This window comes from Sphingobium sp. D43FB (genome assembly GCF_002312805.1).
Lineage (GTDB): Bacteria > Pseudomonadota > Alphaproteobacteria > Sphingomonadales > Sphingomonadaceae > Sphingobium.
On the sequence record NZ_NMUA01000002.1, the window covers coordinates 49,266 to 69,151 of the forward strand.

Genomic DNA, 19,886 nt, shown 5'->3' on the forward strand with positions numbered 1-19,886 from the left:
CCCATAGAGATCAGCCATGACCGACAGCCCGCCCCCCGCCCCCCCCCCCGCGATCGCCATTCGCAACCTCACCAAAGTCTATAAGGGCGGCAAGCGCGCGCTGGACGGGATCAACCTGTCGATCCCGCGCGGGCAGATATACGGGCTGCTCGGCCCCAATGGTGCAGGCAAGTCGACGACGATCAACATCTTGGCGGGGATGGTGAACAAGACATCAGGGTCGGTCAGCATCTGGGGCTTCGACATCGACGCCAATCCGCGCAATGCGAAGAACAGCATCGGCATCGTGCCGCAGGAAATCGTGTTCGACCCCTTTTTCACGCCGTTCGAGACGCTGGAGAATCAGGCGGGCTTCTATGGCGTGCCCAAGGACAAGCGCCGGTCGATGGAATTGCTGCGCGCCGTCCATCTGGAGGACAAGGCCACCGCCTATGCCCGCACGCTTTCGGGCGGCATGAAACGCCGCCTGCTGGTGGCCAAGGCGATGGTGCATAGTCCGCCGATCCTGGTGCTGGACGAACCGACCGCAGGCGTTGACGTGCAATTGCGCCAGCAATTGTGGGAATATGTTCGTGAACTCAACGCCCTGGGCGTAACGATCGTGCTGACGACCCATTATCTCGAAGAAGCCGAGCAACTGTGCGACCGCATCGGCATCATCAACCATGGCCAGCTCATCACCGACAAACCCACCCGCGAATTGCTGGCGATGGCGCAGGAAAAGGTGGTGCAGGTCACGGTCGATCGCGACGTGACCCTGGTGCCGGATGCCCCCTGCTTCGAAAAGATCGAACTGACGGGCGAGCGCACGCTGACCATCACCTATCTCAAGGACCGCGCCAATGCGGGCCAGGTACTGAGCGCCGTGCAGGCGAGCGGGCTGGCGATCGTCGACGTGGTGACCCGCGACCCGGATCTGGAAGATGTGTTCTTGAATTTGACGGCGGCGGCTGCGTGATTTTGAAGGAGTAGGATCGTGGGCTTTAGAATCTCATGGTTAGCTTTTGAGTCCGTTGAAAAAGCCGCTTTGCTGGAGGCTTTGGACTTTAAAGACACTGGCGAAGCTGATGAGGCGAATGAATGCCCTTTTTCTGCCGTTCAATTGCGCAATGGCTGGAGCATAATCTGGTCTAACGACTTTGAGTGGGCAGCAACGCAGCCGATCAAATTATCGTTTCCTACCAAGCGCATAGTCAGTTGCCAGTTGCATGAGGGCTTGATGTATAGTGCCGTGCATGGTGCAGAGGATGGCATCGAGTTGTGGAGCGTCATCCATGACGCGCAACAATCGTTGCACGATCTTTCGGTTTCCGGTGACCCGCCGGAGGAATTTCCGGCCATCAAAGACAGACTGTTTGGCGAACAGGAAAAGGAAGATGCGGGAAGCGCGGAAGTTGATTTTGTTTTCGACATTCCCATCGAACTGGCTGCCAGCATCACCGGCTTTCGCCATGACCTGTGGGAAATAGACGGACATCGCCCGGACTGGACAGTCATCGAAAGAAAATCTTCCTGACGTGACCTGCTCTTCTGCGGTAACGCCGCGACTGCCCACCCCCGGCCCCTCCCGCAAGCAGGAGGGGGGAGATTAGAATGCCCATCACCACCTACGACGTCGTCATCATCGGTTCGGGCGCGGCGGGCCTGACGGCCGCCATCAACCTGGCGCAGGACCGCAAGGTGCTGGTGCTGGCCAAGGGCGCGCTGGATGGCGGGTCGACCAACTGGGCGCAGGGCGGCATTGCTGCGGTACTCGACGCCGGTGACAGTTTCGAGGCGCATGTCCATGACACGATGGTCGCGGGGGCGGGCCTCAACGATCGGGCGACGGTCGAGTTCGTGGTGTCCGAAGCACCCGCCGCGATCGACCGGCTGGCGGCATTGGGCGTGCCGTTCAACGGCGGCGAGGAATTTGGCGAGCGCTGGCATTTGACGCGTGAGGGCGGGCATAGCCACCGCCGCATCATCCATGTCGATGACGCGACCGGCCATGCGGTGCAGGTCGCCTTGCTCAAGGCTGCGCGGGCCAATCCCAACATCACGCTGATGGAGGACATGGTCGCGATCGACCTCATCACCTCCCGCCATGGCGAGCGCTATTCGGGCGCGGGGCATGTCTGGGGCGTCTATGCCTTCAACAAGCGGACGGGGCATGTCGATGCGCTACTCGGTCGCGCGACGATCCTATGCACGGGTGGCGCGGGACGCACCTATCTCTTCTCCACCGCGCCGCGCGGCGCGACCGGCGACGGCATCGCCATGGCCTGGCGCGCGGGATGCCGCGTGTCGAACATGGAGATGAACCAGTTTCATCCCACCTGCCTCTACAATCTGGAGGTCAAGAATTTCCTGATCACCGAAGCGGTGCGCGGCGAAGGCGGGCATCTCAAACTGCCCCCCGGCGTGCCGGGCGGCGGCGAGCGCTTCATGCCGCGGTTCGACCCGCGCGAGGAACTGGCCCCGCGCGACGTGGTGGCGCGCGCCATCGACCATGAGATCAAGCGCCTCGGTCTCGACTATGTCCATCTCGACATCAGCCACAAGCCGCCGGAATTCGTGAAGCATCACTTCCCGACCATCTATGCGCGGCTGCTGGACCTGGACATCGACATCACCAAGGAGCCGATCCCGGTCGTGCCCGCGCAACATTATACCTGCGGCGGCGTGGTGATCGACCTGGACGGGCGCACCGACCTGCCCGGCCTCTATGCGGCGGGCGAAGTCAGCGAGAGCGGCCTGCACGGGGCCAACCGCCTTGCATCCAACTCGCTGCTCGAATGTTTCGTGTTCGGCGAAGCGGCGGCCAAGCATATCCGCGCGAACTGGGATGAGCTGCCAGCCCCGCCGCCGATCCGGCCGTGGGACGAAAGCCGCGTCACCAATGGCGACGAGGAAGTCATCGTCCAGCACAACTGGAAGGAAATCCGCCGCTTCATGTGGGATTATGTCGGCATCGTCCGCACCACCAAGCGGCTGGAACGCGCCCAGCACCGCATCGACCTGCTGGCGCGGGAAGTGGACGATTATTACGGCAATTTCCGCGTCACCCCCGATCTGATCGAACTGCGCAACCTGCTGGAAGTCGCGCGGCTGGTGGTACGTTCGGCGCTGCATCGCAAGGAAAGCCGAGGCCTCCACTATACGCTCGACTATCCCGACATGCTGGACGCGGCGGTCGATACGGTGCTGGCGCCGTAAAAAAGCGGCGCGGTCGCCGGGGGGCGCCGCGCCTTGAGGGGGAGGGGAACATGCTGAAAGCCTGTCCGGGGTCTTCGGTGTACGCGCCTGCACCATCATCGGCTTTGACGCTCGTCAAATGCGCTTCAAAAAATCACCCAGCGCGGCATGGAAGCGCGCCGGTTGATCGGCCATCAGCATATGGCCGCTGGGACCGATGGCGCGCAGCAGCGCATCCTTCTTGGGAGCATAGGCGGTGCGGAAGCGGCTGGCGATGGCGGCGGCCTGTTCGCGATCCGACCCGATTGCATAGACGACTTCCAACGGCACGGTCAGGCGCGGCAATTGCGGGCCGAGATCGGTGTTCGCCAGATCACGCAACGCCTGCGCGATGACATCGGGATCGCTGCCTTTGGCCCCCGGCGTCTGCGCCACCATCTGCCCCAGATAGCGCCGCCCCGCCGCCGTACCGGTTAGATAGCCACCAATCTGGTCGGCGAGATAGCCAAGCCCGCTGGCCGTGCCGCCGACCATGGCGGCACCAGCGGGCAGCATGTCCACCACCATGACCCGGCTCGCCAGCCCCTTGAGGCCGAGCAGCATCGCCAGCGTGCCGCCCATCGAATGGCCGACGATCGCGGGACGTTTCAATCCCGTGGCGCTGGCATAGCGCGCAATCTCGTCGGCGATCGGCCGGAGCAGCGCGTCGCCGCCTGCATTGGCCTCGCCCGCCAGCCCGGCAAAGCCGCGCACATGGACCAGGTGAAAGCGATAGCCGGGAACCGCCGCCAGCACGCCGTTCCAGATGCCGGGGCCGCTGGCGAGACCGGGGATGAGCAGCACGTCGCGGCCCGTACCCCGCACCGTCACGGCGATCCGGCGCGAGGCAAAGGGTGCGGCCTGCGCAACCCCCGCCCGGAGCAATCCGCCGGTCGCCAATGCGCCAAGCAGCCAATTGCGCCTGTTTATAGCTTTCATTGTCATCCGCCCGCTATTGCCCGCCACTCGCTGAACCGCAACTGAGCGATGACGCTGTCGATCAAAGGGTTGCATCCGTCCGGCTCCTATCATCGCATTTGTGGACTCATTCGTCGCATCGTCCTTGCCCGTCCGGGCGGGGGCCGCCCCTATGTTCGCTCAAAGTGCGGGGATTATATGGCATCGAATGACAACCGGGGCGGGGTCGCGCGTCTGGTCCTCTTGGTTATGGCCCTGTCGGCCTGTGTGAGCGCGCCCGATCCGCGCCCGGCCCAGGCGGCGGCGAGCGCGCCGCAGACATCGCGCCCGGCGACCAATAGCTGGCCGACCCGCCAAGCGCCCAACCCGCCGCTACCCTATCGCGCGGTCAGCCAGAATGATGCGCCATCGCCGACGCTGGTCAGCGCGATCCGCAATCTGGGCCAGGGATTTCGCGGCAAGGTCGGCATCGCAGTCCGCCGGATCGATGCGGACTGGACCGTCGCCTGGAACGGCACCGCCCTGTTCCCGCAGCAGAGCGTATCGAAATTCTGGGTGGCGCTGACGTTTCTGGACGCAGTGGACCGGGGCAAGCTGCGCCTGACCGATACGACCACGATTACGAAAAACGACCTGACCCTGTTCCATCAACCCTCGGCCGCGATGGTGAAGGCGGGCGGTTGGACCACCAGCTATTCCGACCTGATGCGCCGGGCGATGACGCAAAGCGACAATACCGCCAACGACACGCTGTTGCGCGCAGTGGGCGGCCCGGAAGCGGTGCGCAGCTATCTGGCGCGCCGGATGATCAAGGATGTTCGCTTCGGCCCCGGCGAACGGTTGTTGCAGGCGACGACGGCGGGCCTCGACTGGCGGCAGGATTATTCGATCGGGCGCAATTTCTACACCGCGCGATCGCGGCTACCGATGGCGGCGCGAGTCAAGGCGCTGGACAATTATCTCGCCAACCCGCCGGACGGCGCGGCCCCCACCGCGATCGTCGGGGCGCTGGCCAAGCTCAAGCAGGGCGACATGCTGTCGGCCGAATCCACCCGCTTGTTGCTGACCGTAATGGCCGAAGCGAAGACCGGGCCGCAACGGATCAAGGGCGGGGTGCCGCCGGGCTGGTCCTATCTGCACAAGACCGGCACGGGGCAGGATCTCGCTCCGCGCTCGACCGGCTATAACGACATCGGCATCATGACCGCGCCCGATGGCACCAGCTATGCCGTGGCCGTGCTGATTGGATCGACCACCGTGTCGATCCCCGAACGCTGGGCCTTGATGCAAGGCGTGGCGAAGGCGGTCGCGGCGAACCATCAGCGCTGATTGCGATCGATCGGTGAGGGACGGTCTGTCCGTGCTGTCGCGTGACAGGTTGGCTGTAACGCGCTTGCAGGTGAGCGATGCCGATGGTCAACGCGATCCGCGGTGTCGCTAGGAGTGGACCTTCCGCAAATGACTAGTCAGAGCATCATCGGAAGCAGACCTTGGTCATTCCTTTCCCAAAATGCGAAGGGCTCCCCAACACGCAAACGTTAGGAAGGCGCTTGCCGCTGAAATCGAAATCAGCACAATCAGAGCCTCTTGATCAGTTTGCAGGTCCATTGAGATCGCTATTGGCTGTATCATGGAACGAACGAACGTCGGCCCGAAGCGAACACCGACATTTAGAAGGAGTGCCGTAGCTGATAGGACGAAGATAATCGCCGAAAAGATTGCTGCTCGTTTGACAGCAGATTTGCCTTGTCGCAATGTAGGAAACATTCTCAGCCTCATATCGCCAATGTCTGCTCTATGCCCTTGTGCCGCATTAGCTGACAGTCTGCAAACCACCCCTTGCCGTCATGCCGGGCTTGACCCGGCATCCATTGGCTCAACCGTTTGGCGTTACTGAGAGGGGGAGGCTCATGGACCCCGGATCAAGTCCGTCCTGAGCCTGTCGAAGGGTCCGGGGTGACGACCTTTGAGGAACATCTTCTTACCACCCCTTCTCCTCGCCGGGGAGTAGGATATGCAGCCTTGGTGCCGAAGGCACTTAGGCGCAGTTGGATGAGGGGGGCGACGCCGAGGCAGCGCGAATCCCCGGTGGTTCGATACCCTCACCCAGCTACGACTAGGCAGCACGCTGCCAAGTCTGCGCAGCCCTCTCCCTCAAGGGAGAGGGGTAAGAAAGGCCGCCAGCTAATGGTTCGGTTACGAATAGAGCCGGCACCGCGCTACTGGAGCGGGGCGGCGTTACCGGCTATCCCCTGCCCCATGACCCAGAATCACCTCTATCTCGTCGATGGCAGCGGCTATATCTTCCGCGCCTATCATCAGTTGCCGCCGCTCACCAACCAGCATGGCCAGCCGGTCGGCGCGGTCTATGGCTATACGACGATGTTGTGGAAGCTGGCCGAGGAATTGGGCAAGGCGGAAGGGCCGACCCATATGGCAGTGATTCTCGACAAAGGATCGCACACCTTCCGCAACGACATGTATGACCAGTATAAGGCGAACCGCCCGCCTGCGCCCGAAGATCTGGTCCCGCAATTCCCCATGATCCGCGACGCGACCCGTGCCTTCTCGCTCCCCTGTATCGAGGAGGCGGGCTATGAGGCGGACGATCTGATCGCGAGCTATACCAAGGCGGCGGTCGCGGCGGGATGGCATGTCACCATCGTCAGTTCCGACAAGGATCTGATGCAGCTGATCCAGCCCGGCGTCGACATGTACGACACGATGAAGAATGAGCGGCGCGGGGCCGACTATGTCGTCGGCAAGTTCGGCGTGCAGCCCGAACAATTGGGCGATGTCCTCGCGCTGATGGGCGACAGCGTGGACAATGTGCCGGGCGTGCCGGGCATCGGCCCCAAGACGGCGGCGAAGCTGATCATCGAGCATGGCGGGCTGGAAGCCGCGCTGGACGCTGCGCCGTCGATGAAGAAATCGAAGATGCAGGAAAATCTGATCGCCCATGCCGACATGGCGCGGCTGTCGCGGCGGTTGGTGGCGTTGCACGACAGCATGGACCTGCCCGAACCGCTCGAAGATTTGGCGTTGAAGGGCATTCCCAAGGAGCCGTTGCAGGATTTCCTGACGCATCATGGGTTCAAGACGCTGCTCAACCGGCTGGGCGCGCCTGCGGCTGCCGTGGCCGTTGCTGCCGCCGCTGCGGGCGTGGCCGAGCCGATCGCCGCACCGGTCGCGCCGCAAGCGCCGCCGATCGACCGAAGCCTCTACGAAACGGTGGTCAGCGAAGAGGCGCTCGACCGCTGGATCGCGCAGGCGCGGGCCGAGGGGGTCGTCGCGGTGGACACCGAAACGGACATGCTTGATTGCGTGTCGTGCCAGTTGGTGGGCATCAGCCTCGCCACCGGCCCCAACCAGGCCTGCTATATTCCGGTCGGCCATGGCGGGCGCGACATGTTCGCGGAAAAGCCCGCGCAGCTCGACAAGGCGCTGGTGCTGGCGAAGCTCAAGCCGCTGCTGGAGGATGATGCGGTCCTCAAAGTCGGCCAGAACCTTAAATATGACATGACCGTGCTGCGCCGCCACGCCATCGAGATCACCCCCTATGACGATACGATCGTCATGAGCTTCGACCTGGATGCCGGGCAAAGCCTGTCGGGCCATGGCATGGACGAGGCCGCGCGGACGCATCTTGGCCATGACTGTATCAGCTTCAAGGAGGTGGTCGGCACCGGCAAGAACCAGATTACCTTCGGCGAAGTGCCGCTGGACAAGGCGACCGCCTATGCCGCCGAGGATGCGGACGTGACGCTGCGGCTGTGGCGCCTGTTCAAGACTCGCGTGGCGAATGAAGGCGCAAACCGCGTCTACGAACTGGTCGATCGGCCACTGGTATCGGTGATCGCCCGGATGGAGCATCGCGGCATCAAGGTGGATCGCGAGCATCTGGCGCGGCTGTCGGGCGAGTTCACGGCGGGCATCGCGGCGCTGGAAACGGAGATTCACGAATTGGCGGGGCAGCCTTTTGCGATCGGATCGACCCAGCAACTGGGCGCGATCCTGTTCGACAAGATGGGCTATAAGGGCGGCAAGAAGGGCAAGTCCGGAGCCTATTCGACCGACGTCACCATATTGGAACAGTTGCAGGCTCAGGGCGCACCGATCGCCGCCAAGATATTGGAATGGCGGCAATTATCGAAGCTCAAATCCACCTATACCGATGCGCTGCAGGCGCAGATCAATAAGGATACGGGCCGCGTCCATACCAGCTATTCGCTGACCGGGGCGCAGACCGGGCGGCTGTCCTCCACCGATCCCAACCTCCAGAATATCCCGATCCGCACCGAAGTCGGGCGGCAGATCCGCCATGCCTTTGTCGCCGAACCCGGCAATGTCATATTGGCGGCGGACTATAGCCAGATCGAATTGCGGCTGGCCGCGCATATGGCCGATGTGCCAGCGCTGCGTGACGCCTTCGCGGCGGGCGAGGATATTCACGCCGCGACCGCCAAGGAACTGTTCGGCGAGGTCAATCGCGACACGCGCGGCCGGGCGAAGACGATCAACTTCGCCATCCTCTACGGCATTTCGCGCTGGGGGCTGGCCGGGCGGCTGGAGATCAGTGCGGACGAAGCGCAGGAGATGATCGCCAAATATTATGAGCGCTTCCCCGGCATCAGCATCTACATCAACGAGACGATCGAAAAGGCCCGCGCCTGCGGCTATACCGAAACGCTGTTCGGGCGAAAAACCTGGTTCCCGCGCATCAAGGCATCGGTCCAGCATGAACGGCAAGGGGCCGAACGCGCTGCGATCAACGCCCCGATCCAGGGCACGAGCGCCGACATCATCAAGCGGGCGATGGCCCGCATGGAACCGGCGCTGGACGCGGCGGGGCTGTCGGGGGTCAAGATGCTGTTGCAGGTGCATGACGAACTGGTGTTCGAGGTGCCGGAGGGGGACGTGGACGCGGCGAGCGCGGTGATCCGGCGAGTCATGGAGAGTGCGGCTGAACCGATCGTGAAGCTGAGCGTGCCGCTGGGCGTGGAGATTGGCACGGGGCCGAGTTGGGGCGCGGCGCATTGAGGCCTGTTTGAAGAAGAAGAGAGATCCCAGCTTTCACTGGGATGACGGACGCGATATTTTAGCCGTCATGCCAGCGAACGCTGGCATCTCACTTGTTCTGGCTGTCCCTTAGTCCAGATGCAATGTATCGAACAAATCAACCCATTTGGGATTGACGCTCTCGATCAACTCGACCTTCCAGGCGCGCTTCCACGCCTTCACCGCTTTCTCCCGCGTGATGGCGTCCATGATTGTCTCGTGCCGCTCCGCATAGACTAGCCGGTCGAGCCGATAGCGACGACAGAAGTCCGAGCCAGCGCCGTCGCGATGCTGCATGGCTCGACGCGGCAGACTGGCTGTCACGCCAATATATAAGACGCCATAAGCGCGGTTCGTCATGATATAGAGCCAACCACCCGCCATAGTTGCAAGGTTGCGTCAAAAGGCAGGGAGATGCCATCGTTTGCTGGCATGACGGGGAGGCAAGGTGCGCGCCCAATTTCACGTCATCCCGGCGAATGCTTCGATCTTGCTTGCTTATGCCGCAAAAAAGAGGCCGATCCCCACCGGACCGGCCTCCCCTCAATCGAACAATTCTTCCAGAAAGCTCTTCTTCCGCTTTTGTGGATAGCCCCGCCCATCGTCGCGAAAGTCGCGATCGGGGCGGTAGCTTGGCCGTGCCACGGGGGCCGCCGCGACATTACCCGGCCCCGATCGTTCGATGATCTTGTCCAGTTCGCCCCGGTCCAGCCACACGCCCCGGCATTGTGGGCAATAGTCGATTTCAACCCCCTGCCGGTCCGTCATTGCCAATCCGACATGACAGACCGGGCAGAGCATGGCGGAGACCGCCGCTTGATCACGCATAGATTTACTCCCGCTCGCCGGTCAGGCTGAGCAACATCTGGAACAGGTTGACGAAATTAAGGTACAGCGACAGCGCGCCCATGACCTGCATCTTGGCCGCCATTTCATGGCCCGCATAGGCGAAATAATCCGACTTGATGCGCTGCGTATCCCAGGCGGTCAGGCCGGTGAAGATGACGACGCCCAGGATCGAGATGACCATCTGCATCGCCGACGAGCCGATGAACAGGTTAATGAGGCTGGCGACGATGATGCCGATCAGGCCCATGATCAGGAAGCTGCCTATCTTCGTCAGGTCGCGCTGCGTCGTGTAGCCCCACAGCGCCATGGCGAGGAACATGACCGCAGCCGAGAAGAAGGCCTGCGCGATGCTCCCGCCGGTGAAGACCAGGAAAATGCTGGCCAGCGATACGCCCATCACGGCGGAGAAGGCGAAGAACGCCATCCGCGCGCCCGCCGTCGTCATCCTGTCGATGCGGAAGCTGAAGAAGAACACAAAGGCCAGCGGCGCGAAGATCGCCACCCATTTGAGTGGCGTGCCAAAGATCGCGGCGGCCAGCACCGGCGTATTGCCGATGAACGCGGCGACCAGGCCGGTGATCACCAGCCCCAGGCCCATATTGCGGAAAACGCCCAGCATATGCGCGCGCAGCCCGGCGTCGGTCTGCGCCGTCCGGCTCGCGCCATAGCCCGGCATACGAACGGGATTATTCACGGCTACTCTTACTCCATCAAGACGGTGGATCGAGTGGCCCGGTGCGGTCTCTTGCGACATTGAGGGGGTAACTGCCGCAAAACCTGCACCGGGCGCACCCGATGCGGTCCGACATCACGATATGGACAAGGGGGAGAAATCCAGATCGTCAGAGGGGCCCGGCCCGCATCAAGCATATTGGTGGAGGAACGCGCCGGTGCAAGGGCCGGGCGCAGATGCAACATTTTATTACAAATATCCCCCCTCCCGCCTGCGGGAGGGGGTTAGGGGGTGGGTTGGCGCAACGCTGTGAAGGCCCACCCCCGGCCCCTCCCGCAGGCGGGAGGGGAGAAGGAGGATTGACCACCGCGCCGCTTCGCGCCATCGCTTTGCGCCATGTCCGACGACCAGCATATCACCGCGCCGCTGCGCCTGTTCAACAGCCTGACCCGCACGATCGAGCCGTTCGCGCCGATCGAGGACAGCCATGCGCGCATCTATAGCTGCGGGCCGACCGTCTATAATTATGCGCATCTGGGAAATTTGCGCGCCTATGTCTTCACCGACACGCTGCGCCGCACCCTGTTGTGGAAGGGTCTGTCGGTCACCCACATCATCAACATCACCGATGTCGGCCATCTGACGTCGGACGCCGATGCGGGCGATGACAAGATGGAGGCGGCGGCGCGCGCCAGTGCCAAGAGCATTTGGGACATCGCCGCCCATTATACCCAGGCGTTCAAGCAGAATATCGCCGACCTCAATATCCTTTCGCCTAGCGAGTGGACGGTCGCGACCGATTATGTGCCGCAGATGATCGAATTTGCGCAAAAGATCGCGCCGACCCATTGCTATGAGCTGGACAGCGGTCTCTATTTCGACAGTTCGACGGTGCCGGATTATGGCGCGCTGGCGGGCGGCCGCGACGATGCCGCGCATGCGCGGATCGATCCGGTCGCGGGCAAGCGCAACGCATCCGACTTCGCCATCTGGCGCAAATCGCCGCCGGGCGAGCAGCGGCAGATGGAATGGGACAGCCCATGGGGCAAGGGCGCGCCGGGCTGGCATCTGGAATGTTCGGTGATGAGTCAGGCGCGCCTCGGCCATCCGTTCGACATCCACACCGGCGGCATCGACCATCGCGAAATCCATCATCCCAATGAGATCGCCCAGAATCAGGCGTTCCACGCCTGCTGCGGCGGCGATGTCGGCGCGGCAGAGGCGGGCTTCACCGGCGCGCGCTGGTGGATGCACAATAATTTCCTGGTCGATCGCAGCGGCAAGATGAGCAAGTCGAAGGGCGGCTTCACCACCCTCTTCTCGCTGATCGACGCAGGCGTGCATCCGCTCGCCTATCGCCTGCTATGCCTGGGTGCCCATTATCGCAGCGAATTGGAATTCAGCGCCGAGGGCGTGGCGGCGGCGTTGACGCGCCTCAAGCGGCTGGTGATGGGCGTCGAAGGGTTGAAGGCCCGCGCCGAGGGCGTGACCTGGCAATCGCCACGGCTCGATTATCTGCGCGCCAACCTCCATCCCAAGCTGGTGCCGCTGCTGGAGCAATTCGACGCAGCGATCGCCGACGATCTGATGACGCCCCGCGCCCTGCCACTGCTGGAGGAAGCGATCGCGATCAAGAAGATCCCGGTGGATGAAAAGCTGTGCCTGATCGCGGCGTTCGACGCGGCGCTGGGGCTGAACCTGATGACGCTCGGCCGCGCCGACCTGCGCCTGCAACCCAAACATGCCGCCATCACCCCCGACGCGATCGAGGCGGAGTTGGAGCGCCGTGCCACCGCCCGCGCCGACAAGGATTTCGCCCTGTCGGACGAGATCCGCGACGCCCTGATCGCACAGGGCGTCGATGTGATGGATGGCGATCCGCTACGCTGGGACTGGCGGCTGACGCTGGCGCAAGGATCGTAACGGCTGCGGTTGTGACTTGACGCGGCACTGCGCCGCGCGCCTATGCTGACGCAGGGGAAACCTTGGGGGCATGGGCATGAGGCTTTCGACGCGCGCAATCAGTCTGCTTCTGGCGCTGGCCGCGCCACAGGCGTTGGCCGCGCCGGACGCGATGCGCGGTTTCCAGCGCGACGATGCCCGCTATGCCAATCTGCGCGCGATGGAGACACGCGGCACGGCCCTGTTCGAAAATGACGATTTCGACAAGGCGATGGGTCCGGCGACGCGCGACGCTTGGCACAAGTTGGTTGCGGCAGCCAGCCGAGTCAAGGTGAACGGCCTGCCCCATCCGCTGGGCGCGGTGGCGACGATCAACCTGGCGTCGATGGACCAGATCGAGGGCAAGAATCCGCAGGCGCTGGCGATGGCCGAAAAGGGGTTGGCGCTGCTCGCCCCCTTCCGCGACGCCTATCCGATCCCCTGGATGCAGGGCCTATCGATCAAAGGCTATATCCAGTCCGTGAACGGCGACGTCGCGACCGGCGCGCAGACATTGGCGGAGGGCAGCGCCTATGCCGACCGCCATTTCGCGCAGGTCGATCCCAAGACGTTGGGCAAGGGCGATTATATGCTCAAGTCCAACATCGCCTTCTCGCTGGGACAGGCCTATTCGCGCCTTGGCCGCAACAGCGATGCGGTGGAGGCGCAGAAGCGCAGCATGGACGCGCGGATCACCGGGCTTGGGCCGCATGATCCCGACACGGTCGCTTCCTATTATACCTATGCGCAAATGCTGCTTCGCGCCGACCGCAATGCCGAGGCGGAACGCTATGCGCGCCAGGCGGTGGAGATCGCGACCGCCCATATCGATACCAAGCATCCCAGCTATGCCCGCGCGCTGGAAATGTTGGGCATCCTCCTGTCGCGCACGGGGCGGCGGGTAGAAAGCCTGGCCTATCTGCAGCGCGCGATTGCGATCAAGCGCGAGACGGTGGGGACCAAGAGCCTTTATTTCCACTATGGCCTCTATAATCTGGGCGGTATATTGCTGCCGCTGGAACGCTATGCCGATGCCGCGCCGCTCTATGTCGAAGCGGAAAAGGGGTTTCGCGCAGTGGAGGGCGAAGCCAGCCCGCAGGCAGCCCGATCGCTCGCTTTGCTGGGCCTGATCGACCAGGCCAGCGGACGGCCGGAGGAGGCCGCGACGAAGCTGGAAACCGCCCTGGCTCGCGTGCGCGCCGAAACGACGCAGGACCGCGACATGGGCCAGCGTGTCTATCCGCATCTCATCCCGGTGCTGCTCGATCTGCAACAGCGGGATAAGGCAGCGGCAGCGGCGCGCGACTATGCCGCCGAAACCGCCGCGCTCGACAATAGCCCTGCCTTCGCGCTGGCCAATGCCGCGATGATGCAGCGCTGGGCCAATGGCGATCCGGCCCGCACCGCCGCTGCGGCCCAGCTTGCCGCCCTGCTGCGCGACGAGCAGAATCTGCGCGACGATGGCGAACTGGCCGACGAACAGCGCGCGGCACTCGATTCGATCCTCGCCATCGCGGCGGACAGCCAGGATGCGGCGCTGGCGCTCGACGCCATGGCGATCCTAGCGGGGTCGAAGATCGCGCAAGCCAACCGGCTCGTCACTGAAAGGCTGGTCGCTGATCCGGCGCTTGGCGAGCGGGTCCGGGCGTTGCAGGACAAGGTGCGCGCGCTCCAGACCGCAGACCGCGCGATGCTGCGGGCGCTGGCGAGCGCAGGCGATGTCGCCGCCACCCGCAGCGCCCGCGACCGGCTCGATGCCGAAGTGACCGGCCTGCGCGCCGCGATCAGCCGCGACCATCCCCGCTGGGCCGAAGCGCGCGGCGGGGTGAAGCCCGATTTGGCGCAGGTGCAGGCAGGGCTTGGCAAGGATGAGGCGCTGCTGGCGGTCACGCCCGCCTTTGGTCATGTCTATCTGCTGGCGATCAGCCGCACCGGCGCGCGGGTCGAACGCACGGTGATGAGCCGCGCCGCGATGGTCGCGCTGGTCGATCGGCTGCGCGCGACGATGACGCCGGGCGGCATGGACCTGCCCGCCGCCCATACGCTCTATAGCCAGATCTTCACCCCCGCCATCCGCGAGACCTTGGGCAAGGTGCATGTGCTGCGGATCGTGCCGACCGGTGCCTTCGCCTCCCTGCCCTTCGCACTGTTGCCTGAGCGGCCCGTCGCCGCCGTCGAGCGCGACACGCCCTGGCTGATCCGCCGCTATGCGCTGGCGGTGCAGCCCTCCTTCGCAATGGAGGCGGACAAGCGCCCCATGCAAGTCGCCGCATCCCGCTTCTTGGGCGTCGGCGCGCCCCTGCCCTTTCCAGCGGCGGCCAACGCCACCCCTGCCCCCACGCTGATGGCCGCGAACCAATATTACCGGGGCGGCGCGGCCGATGGCGAAGCGCTCTCGCACCTGCCGCCGCTGCCCGGATCGGCGGACGAAGTACGCGGCGTCGCCAGCCGCTATGGCGCGCAAGGCGCGACCCTGATGCTGGGCGAAGCGGCCAGCGAAAGCGCCCTGCGCGCGCTCGACCTGTCCACCTATGGCGTCATCCTGTTCGCGACGCATGGCCTAGTGAGCGGGCAGATGGAGGGCGTGACCGAGCCCGCCTTGGTCCTCTCGCCCCCCGCCCCCGGCGCGACCGGCGAGGACGGCTTGCTCACCGCGTCCGAAGTCGCCGCGATGCGGATCGGCGCAGACTGGGTGATCCTGTCCGCCTGCAACACGGCGGCGGGCGACAGTGCGCAGGCCCCCGCTTATTCTGGGCTGGCACAGGCCTTCCGCTATGCGGGCGCAGGTTCGCTGCTCGTCTCGCACTGGCCGGTGCGTGACGATGCCAGCGCCTTCGTCACGCTGGAAACGGTGAAGGGGGCGGAGCGTGGCCTGCCCCGCGCGGTGGCGCTGCAACGCGCGATGCTGAAACTGATGCGGTCGAACCGCCCCGGCGCGGCGCAGCCTTATATCTGGGCACCCTTCATCCTCGTCGGGCGCTGATCACTCGTCATCGTCGATCAGGATGCGCGCCGCTGCGCCATCGCTATCGTCGAACTGGCCGCTGCCCAATGCCCAGAAAAAGGCGGCGAGGCCAAGCAGGCCGAGCGACAGGGCGATGGGAATGAGGACGGTGAGGCCGGTCATCGCGCCGCGCCCTTGAGCCGCAGCGCATTGGCGATGACGATCAGCGAGCTGGTCGACATGGCGACCGCGGCGACCAGCGGGGTGACATGGCCCGCGATCGCCAGCGGCACGGCAAAGATATTATAGCCGATCGCCAGCGCGAAATTCTGCTTCACCACCCGCACCGTCCGCCGCGCGGCGCGCACGGCCATCGCCACCGGGGCCAGCCGATCGCCCAGGAACACCGCGTCCGCCGCCAGCTGGCTGGCGTCGCTCGCTGAGGCGGGGGCCATGCTGGCATGGCCTGCGGCAAGGGCGGGGCCATCGTTCAGCCCATCGCCGACCATCAACACCCTATGACCCGACGCGCGCAACCGTTCGATCAGCGCCAGCTTGTCCTGCGGGCGCAGATGGCCGATCGCGGTGGTCGCGGTCTGGCGCGCAATCTCGGTCAGGGCTTCTGGCCGGTCGCCGCTGGCGATCAGCGTTTTGAGGCCCATGGCGCGCAGGTCGGCGAGCGTTTCGACCGCGTCGGGCCGCAACGCATCGGTAAAGCGCAGCAGGACGGCACGATCGCCGCGCCGATATTCCGCCGCCAGATCGAACAAGGTGATGAGGCTGCGCGGACGGCCTAGCGCCACCGCCTCATCGCCCAACCGGCCCGTCATCCCCTCGCCCGCCTGCTCGCGCAGGTCGGTCAGCGCCGCCGGGACGATACCCTCGCCTTCCAAAGCCTGGCGCAGCGCAACGCTCAACGGATGGCGGCTCCCCTGCACCAGGGCCAGCACGACGGCGCGGTCCTCCGCCGCCAGTCCCGCCAGATCGCGCGGCACCGGGCGACCGAGCGTCAACGTGCCGGTCTTGTCGAACAACGCCTCGTCCACTTCCGCCAGCCGTTCAAGCGCCGAACCGTCCTTGACCAGCACCCCATGCTTCATCAGCGCGCCGCAAGCAACAATCTGCGCCGCCGGAACCGCCAGCCCCAGCGCGCAGGGGCAGGTGATCAGCAACACGGCGACCGCGATCAGCAGCGATTGATGCGCGCCCGCACCCGCGATCATCCACCCGGCAAAGGATAGCGCCGACAGCAGATGCACGCTCGGCGCATAATAGCGCGCCGCCCGATCAGCGAGGCGGACATAGCGCGACTTGCCCTGCGCCGCTTCCTCCATCAGCCGGGCGATATCGGCGATCACTGTGTCTGGCCCGGCGGCGGTCACCACGACGCGGATCGGCCCGTCGATATTGAGCGCGCCGGCCTGCACCAAATCGCCCGGACGCACGCGCACCGGCGCGCTCTCCCCGGTCAGGAAAGCGATGTCGATGCCGCTGTCGCCCTCCATCACGCGCCCGTCGGCGGCCAGCCTTTCGCCCGCGGCGACCAGCATCATCATGCCGGGCCGCAGCGCGCTCGCCGCGACCCAACGGCTTTGCCCGCTATCGTCCAGCAGCATCGCACCCGGCGCGGATTGTTTGAGCAGCGCGGCAACACCAGCACGCGCCCGGCCCCGCATCAGGCTGTCGAGGCAGCGCCCGGCGAGCAGGAAGAAGAGCAGCATCACCGCCCCGTCGAACCAGGCATCTTCGCCGCCGATCAGGGTTTCATAGACGCTCATGCCCGTCGTCAGAGCCACGCCGATGCTGATCGGCACGTCCATATTGGTCCGCCCCTGCCGCACCGCCGCCCAGGCCGAGCGGAAGAAGGGCCGCCCCGCATAGGCCACCGTCGGCAACGCGATCAGCGCCGACAGCCAGTGGAACATCTGCCGCGTGCCGCCCTCCGCCCCGGACCAGACCGACACGGACAACAGCATGATGTTCATCGCGGCAAAGCCCGCAACCGCCAGCGCGCGGATGAGCATGCGGTTTTCCGCCGCCGCCACATCGACGCCGGGATCGGCGAGCGGCTCCGCCTCGAAACCCAGCGCGGCGATGGCAGCGCGCAAGTCGGGCGGGCTGAGCGTGGGATCGTGCTGGATGGTGACGCGCTTCGCCGAGAGATTGACCCGTGCCGACGCGATGCCGGGGGTGCGGGCCAGGCCATTCTCGATCTTGCCGATACAGCCCGCGCAATGCATCCCCGGCACCGCGAACAGGCTGATCTGCGTCGTGCCTATGTCCGTTTCGGTGTCCGTTGCGGGCGGGATCAGGGCTTGGCTGGCCATCAGTCGATCTCTTGGACGAAATGATGGTCAGCAGCGGTAAGCGACAACCGCCAGCGCCCGGTAGGCAGCGCGCGATCCGAGCTGTACCGGCCGGGTGAAGCCTCGCGGAACGATAAGGCGATGTCGGGCGCGCGGCCCAGCGGATGTGCGGCGGTAGCGGTGACACCCACGTCCGACAGCGGTGTCCCCACCGCATCGACAAGGCCGACCTGCACCCGTCGTTGCGCATCGATCGCGATCGTTTCGCGCCAGCCCTGCGCCTCCTGCGCCCGCGCCGCCTTTAGCCAGCCGTTGAATTTCTGGCTGGCGACATAGCTGTTGTCGACCACCACCCCGCCAAAGGACCGCACCGCAAGCGTCGCCATCAGCATGTTGACGGCGATGACGACGGCGAAGAAGGCCACTAATATGCCGGTCATATGCCATCCGGTGAAACGGCGGGGGGTGGAGCTACGCATCATTGCGGCCTTTCGAAACGGGCGGGTTCGCTGGCGGTGCCGCCTTCGCGGTCGGTGGCGGTCAGGACGAAGCGGAAATCCTGCCGCTGTGGCCCGGCGGCGGGCACGGCGGCATAGAGGCGCAGCTTGGCCACGCTGTCTGGCGGCACGGTGACGTCCACCGTCGCGCGGGCCTGCTCACGCGCCATCGCATCGGTCCATAGCAGCGCGCCGGGCAAGCCTTCGGCCCGCACCGTCATCGGCCGGGGCCGCGTCTCCATATTGCGGATCTTGATGGTATAGGCGTTGCGCACCGCCCCATCGGACAGAGTCACGAAAATGGGGTTGCGGTCCTGCTGCGCGGCGATGTCCAGCCGAGTGCGCGCCCCCAGCGCGAACAGCATCGCCGCGCCGATGCTGCTCCACACCAGCAGATAGGCGATGGTGCGCGGGCGCAGCAATGTCTTGAGCACCGGACGGGGGGCTGCCCCCTGCTTCTCCGCATCGGCATCATCCTGCGTACAATAATCGATCAGGCCGCGTGGCCGCCCGACCTGCGCCATCACCTTGTCGCAGGCGTCGATGCATAAAGCGCAGGTGATGCAGCCGATCTGCGGCCCTTCGCGGATGTCGATGCCGGTCGGGCAGACCGCGACGCACTGGTCGCAATCGATACAATCGCCAAATTCGCCCGGATGCGCCGCCGCCTTCTTGACGCTGCCGCGCTTTTCGCCACGCCAGTCCTTGTACGTCACGACCAGCGATTTCTCGTCCAGCATCGCGGTCTGGATGCGTGGCCAGGGGCACATATAGATGCACACCTGTTCGCGCATGAAGCCGCCCAGGACGAAGGTCGTCGCGGTCAGCAGCGCGGTGGTGCCATAGGCGACCGGCGCAGCCGTGCCGCTCCAAAATTCCCGCTGCAACGTCGGCGCATCGGCGAAATAGAAGATCCACGCGCCCCCGGTCAGGAAGGCGATGATCAGCCACACGCTCCATTTGGCCAGCCGCCGCGCCAGCTTGGACGGGGTCCAGCGGGCCTTGGCCAGCCGCACCTGCGCATTGCGGTCGCCATCGATGAAGCGTTCGACATGCTGAAACAGGTCGGTCCACACCGTCTGCGGACAAGCATAGCCGCACCAGGCGCGACCCACCGCCGACGTCACCAGGAACAGACCGACGCCCGCCATCACCAATAGCCCGGCGACATAGTAAAATTCATGCGGCCAGATTTCGATATCGAACATGTAGAAACGGCGATTGGCCATATCGACCAGCACCGCCTGATCGGGGGCATAGGGGCCGCGATCCCAGCGTATCCACGGCGTCACCCAATAGATGCCCAGCGTCACCACCATGATCGCCCATTTCAGGCGGCGGTAAAAACCATCCACCGCCTTGGGGAAGACGCCCTTGCGCTTCTCATAGAGATCGCTCGTATCTGTCGGCATCAACATGCGCCCAATCCTCCCCGGCACGGGGAGGTGGCTGACCGCAGGTCAGACGGAGGGGGCGGGCAATGC

Annotated in this window: 15 protein-coding genes; 7 read left to right on the forward strand and 8 right to left on the reverse strand. The window is 64.8% G+C overall.

Annotation, left to right across the window (positions count from 1 at the left end):
• Positions 1-16 precede the first annotated feature (16 nt).
• The 3 genes from SxD43FB_RS02055 (at position 17) to nadB (ending at position 3,198) form a co-directional block, all read left to right on the forward strand.
• Complete coding sequence (locus SxD43FB_RS02055) at positions 17-958, forward strand: ABC transporter ATP-binding protein (RefSeq protein ID WP_096060791.1); 942 nt, start codon at positions 17-19, stop codon at positions 956-958.
• 18 nt (positions 959-976) lie between these two features.
• Positions 977-1,516 (forward strand): hypothetical protein, encoded by a 540-nt coding sequence (locus SxD43FB_RS02060; RefSeq protein ID WP_096060792.1) that lies wholly within the window; start codon positions 977-979, stop codon positions 1,514-1,516.
• Between the two features lie 77 nt (positions 1,517-1,593).
• Positions 1,594-3,198 carry an L-aspartate oxidase gene (gene nadB / locus SxD43FB_RS02065; protein WP_096060793.1) on the forward strand — a complete coding sequence of 535 codons (1,605 nt, stop codon included), beginning with the start codon at positions 1,594-1,596 and terminating at the stop codon, positions 3,196-3,198.
• A gap of 114 nt (positions 3,199-3,312) precedes the next feature.
• Here the strand turns inward: nadB and SxD43FB_RS02070 are convergent, their stop codons facing one another.
• On the reverse strand, positions 3,313-4,161 hold the full coding sequence (locus SxD43FB_RS02070; protein ID WP_096060983.1) for an alpha/beta hydrolase: 849 nt from the start codon (positions 4,159-4,161) through the stop codon (positions 3,313-3,315).
• Between the two features lie 171 nt (positions 4,162-4,332).
• Here SxD43FB_RS02070 and SxD43FB_RS02075 point away from each other — a divergent pair, with 171 nt between their 5' ends.
• Positions 4,333-5,463: a serine hydrolase gene (locus SxD43FB_RS02075; RefSeq protein WP_096060984.1), complete on the forward strand. Its 1,131-nt coding sequence runs from the start codon at positions 4,333-4,335 to the stop codon at positions 5,461-5,463.
• A gap of 930 nt (positions 5,464-6,393) precedes the next feature.
• Positions 6,394-9,174 (forward strand): DNA polymerase I, encoded by a 2,781-nt coding sequence (gene polA / locus SxD43FB_RS02080; RefSeq protein WP_096060794.1) that lies wholly within the window; start codon positions 6,394-6,396, stop codon positions 9,172-9,174.
• 108 nt (positions 9,175-9,282) lie between these two features.
• On the opposite strand, the gene SxD43FB_RS02085 is transcribed toward polA, so the two are convergent.
• The 3 genes from SxD43FB_RS02085 to SxD43FB_RS02095 form a co-directional block, all read right to left on the reverse strand.
• Entirely contained in the window at positions 9,283-9,576 is a 294-nt protein-coding gene (locus SxD43FB_RS02085) for a GIY-YIG nuclease family protein (RefSeq protein WP_096060795.1), read from the reverse strand.
• A gap of 159 nt (positions 9,577-9,735) precedes the next feature.
• Entirely contained in the window at positions 9,736-10,020 is a 285-nt protein-coding gene (locus tag SxD43FB_RS02090) for a zf-TFIIB domain-containing protein (protein WP_043151821.1), read from the reverse strand.
• 4 nt (positions 10,021-10,024) lie between these two features.
• Positions 10,025-10,717 (reverse strand): Bax inhibitor-1/YccA family protein, encoded by a 693-nt coding sequence (locus tag SxD43FB_RS02095; protein ID WP_096060796.1) that lies wholly within the window; start codon positions 10,715-10,717, stop codon positions 10,025-10,027.
• A gap of 393 nt (positions 10,718-11,110) precedes the next feature.
• Between SxD43FB_RS02095 and SxD43FB_RS02100 the strand changes: the two genes are divergently transcribed.
• Together SxD43FB_RS02100 and SxD43FB_RS02105 are read left to right on the forward strand one after the other, a co-directional pair.
• A complete protein-coding gene (locus SxD43FB_RS02100) occupies positions 11,111-12,637 on the forward strand; it encodes a cysteine--tRNA ligase (protein ID WP_096060797.1) in 1,527 nt (508 codons plus the stop codon).
• A gap of 76 nt (positions 12,638-12,713) precedes the next feature.
• Positions 12,714-15,638, forward strand: coding sequence for a CHAT domain-containing tetratricopeptide repeat protein (locus SxD43FB_RS02105; RefSeq protein ID WP_096060985.1), 2,925 nt, complete (start codon positions 12,714-12,716; stop codon positions 15,636-15,638).
• Here the strand turns inward: SxD43FB_RS02105 and ccoS are convergent, their stop codons facing one another.
• Genes ccoS through ccoG form a run of 4 tightly spaced genes read right to left on the reverse strand, consistent with a single transcriptional unit; the run spans position 15,639 to position 19,820 of the window.
• Positions 15,639-15,782, reverse strand: a complete 144-nt coding sequence (gene ccoS / locus SxD43FB_RS02110) for a cbb3-type cytochrome oxidase assembly protein CcoS (protein WP_037476351.1) — start codon at positions 15,780-15,782, stop codon at positions 15,639-15,641.
• Entirely contained in the window at positions 15,779-17,926 is a 2,148-nt protein-coding gene (locus SxD43FB_RS02115; RefSeq protein WP_096060798.1) for a heavy metal translocating P-type ATPase, read from the reverse strand. Before SxD43FB_RS02115 ends, ccoS begins: the two co-directional genes overlap by 4 nt.
• Complete coding sequence (locus SxD43FB_RS02120; RefSeq protein WP_037476346.1) at positions 17,926-18,387, reverse strand: FixH family protein; 462 nt, start codon at positions 18,385-18,387, stop codon at positions 17,926-17,928. Before SxD43FB_RS02120 ends, SxD43FB_RS02115 begins: the two co-directional genes overlap by 1 nt.
• Positions 18,384-19,820, reverse strand: coding sequence for a cytochrome c oxidase accessory protein CcoG (gene ccoG / locus SxD43FB_RS02125; RefSeq protein ID WP_096060799.1), 1,437 nt, complete (start codon positions 19,818-19,820; stop codon positions 18,384-18,386). The genes SxD43FB_RS02120 and ccoG overlap by 4 nt, the downstream gene beginning before the upstream one ends.
• Between the last annotated feature and the right edge of the window lie 66 nt (positions 19,821-19,886).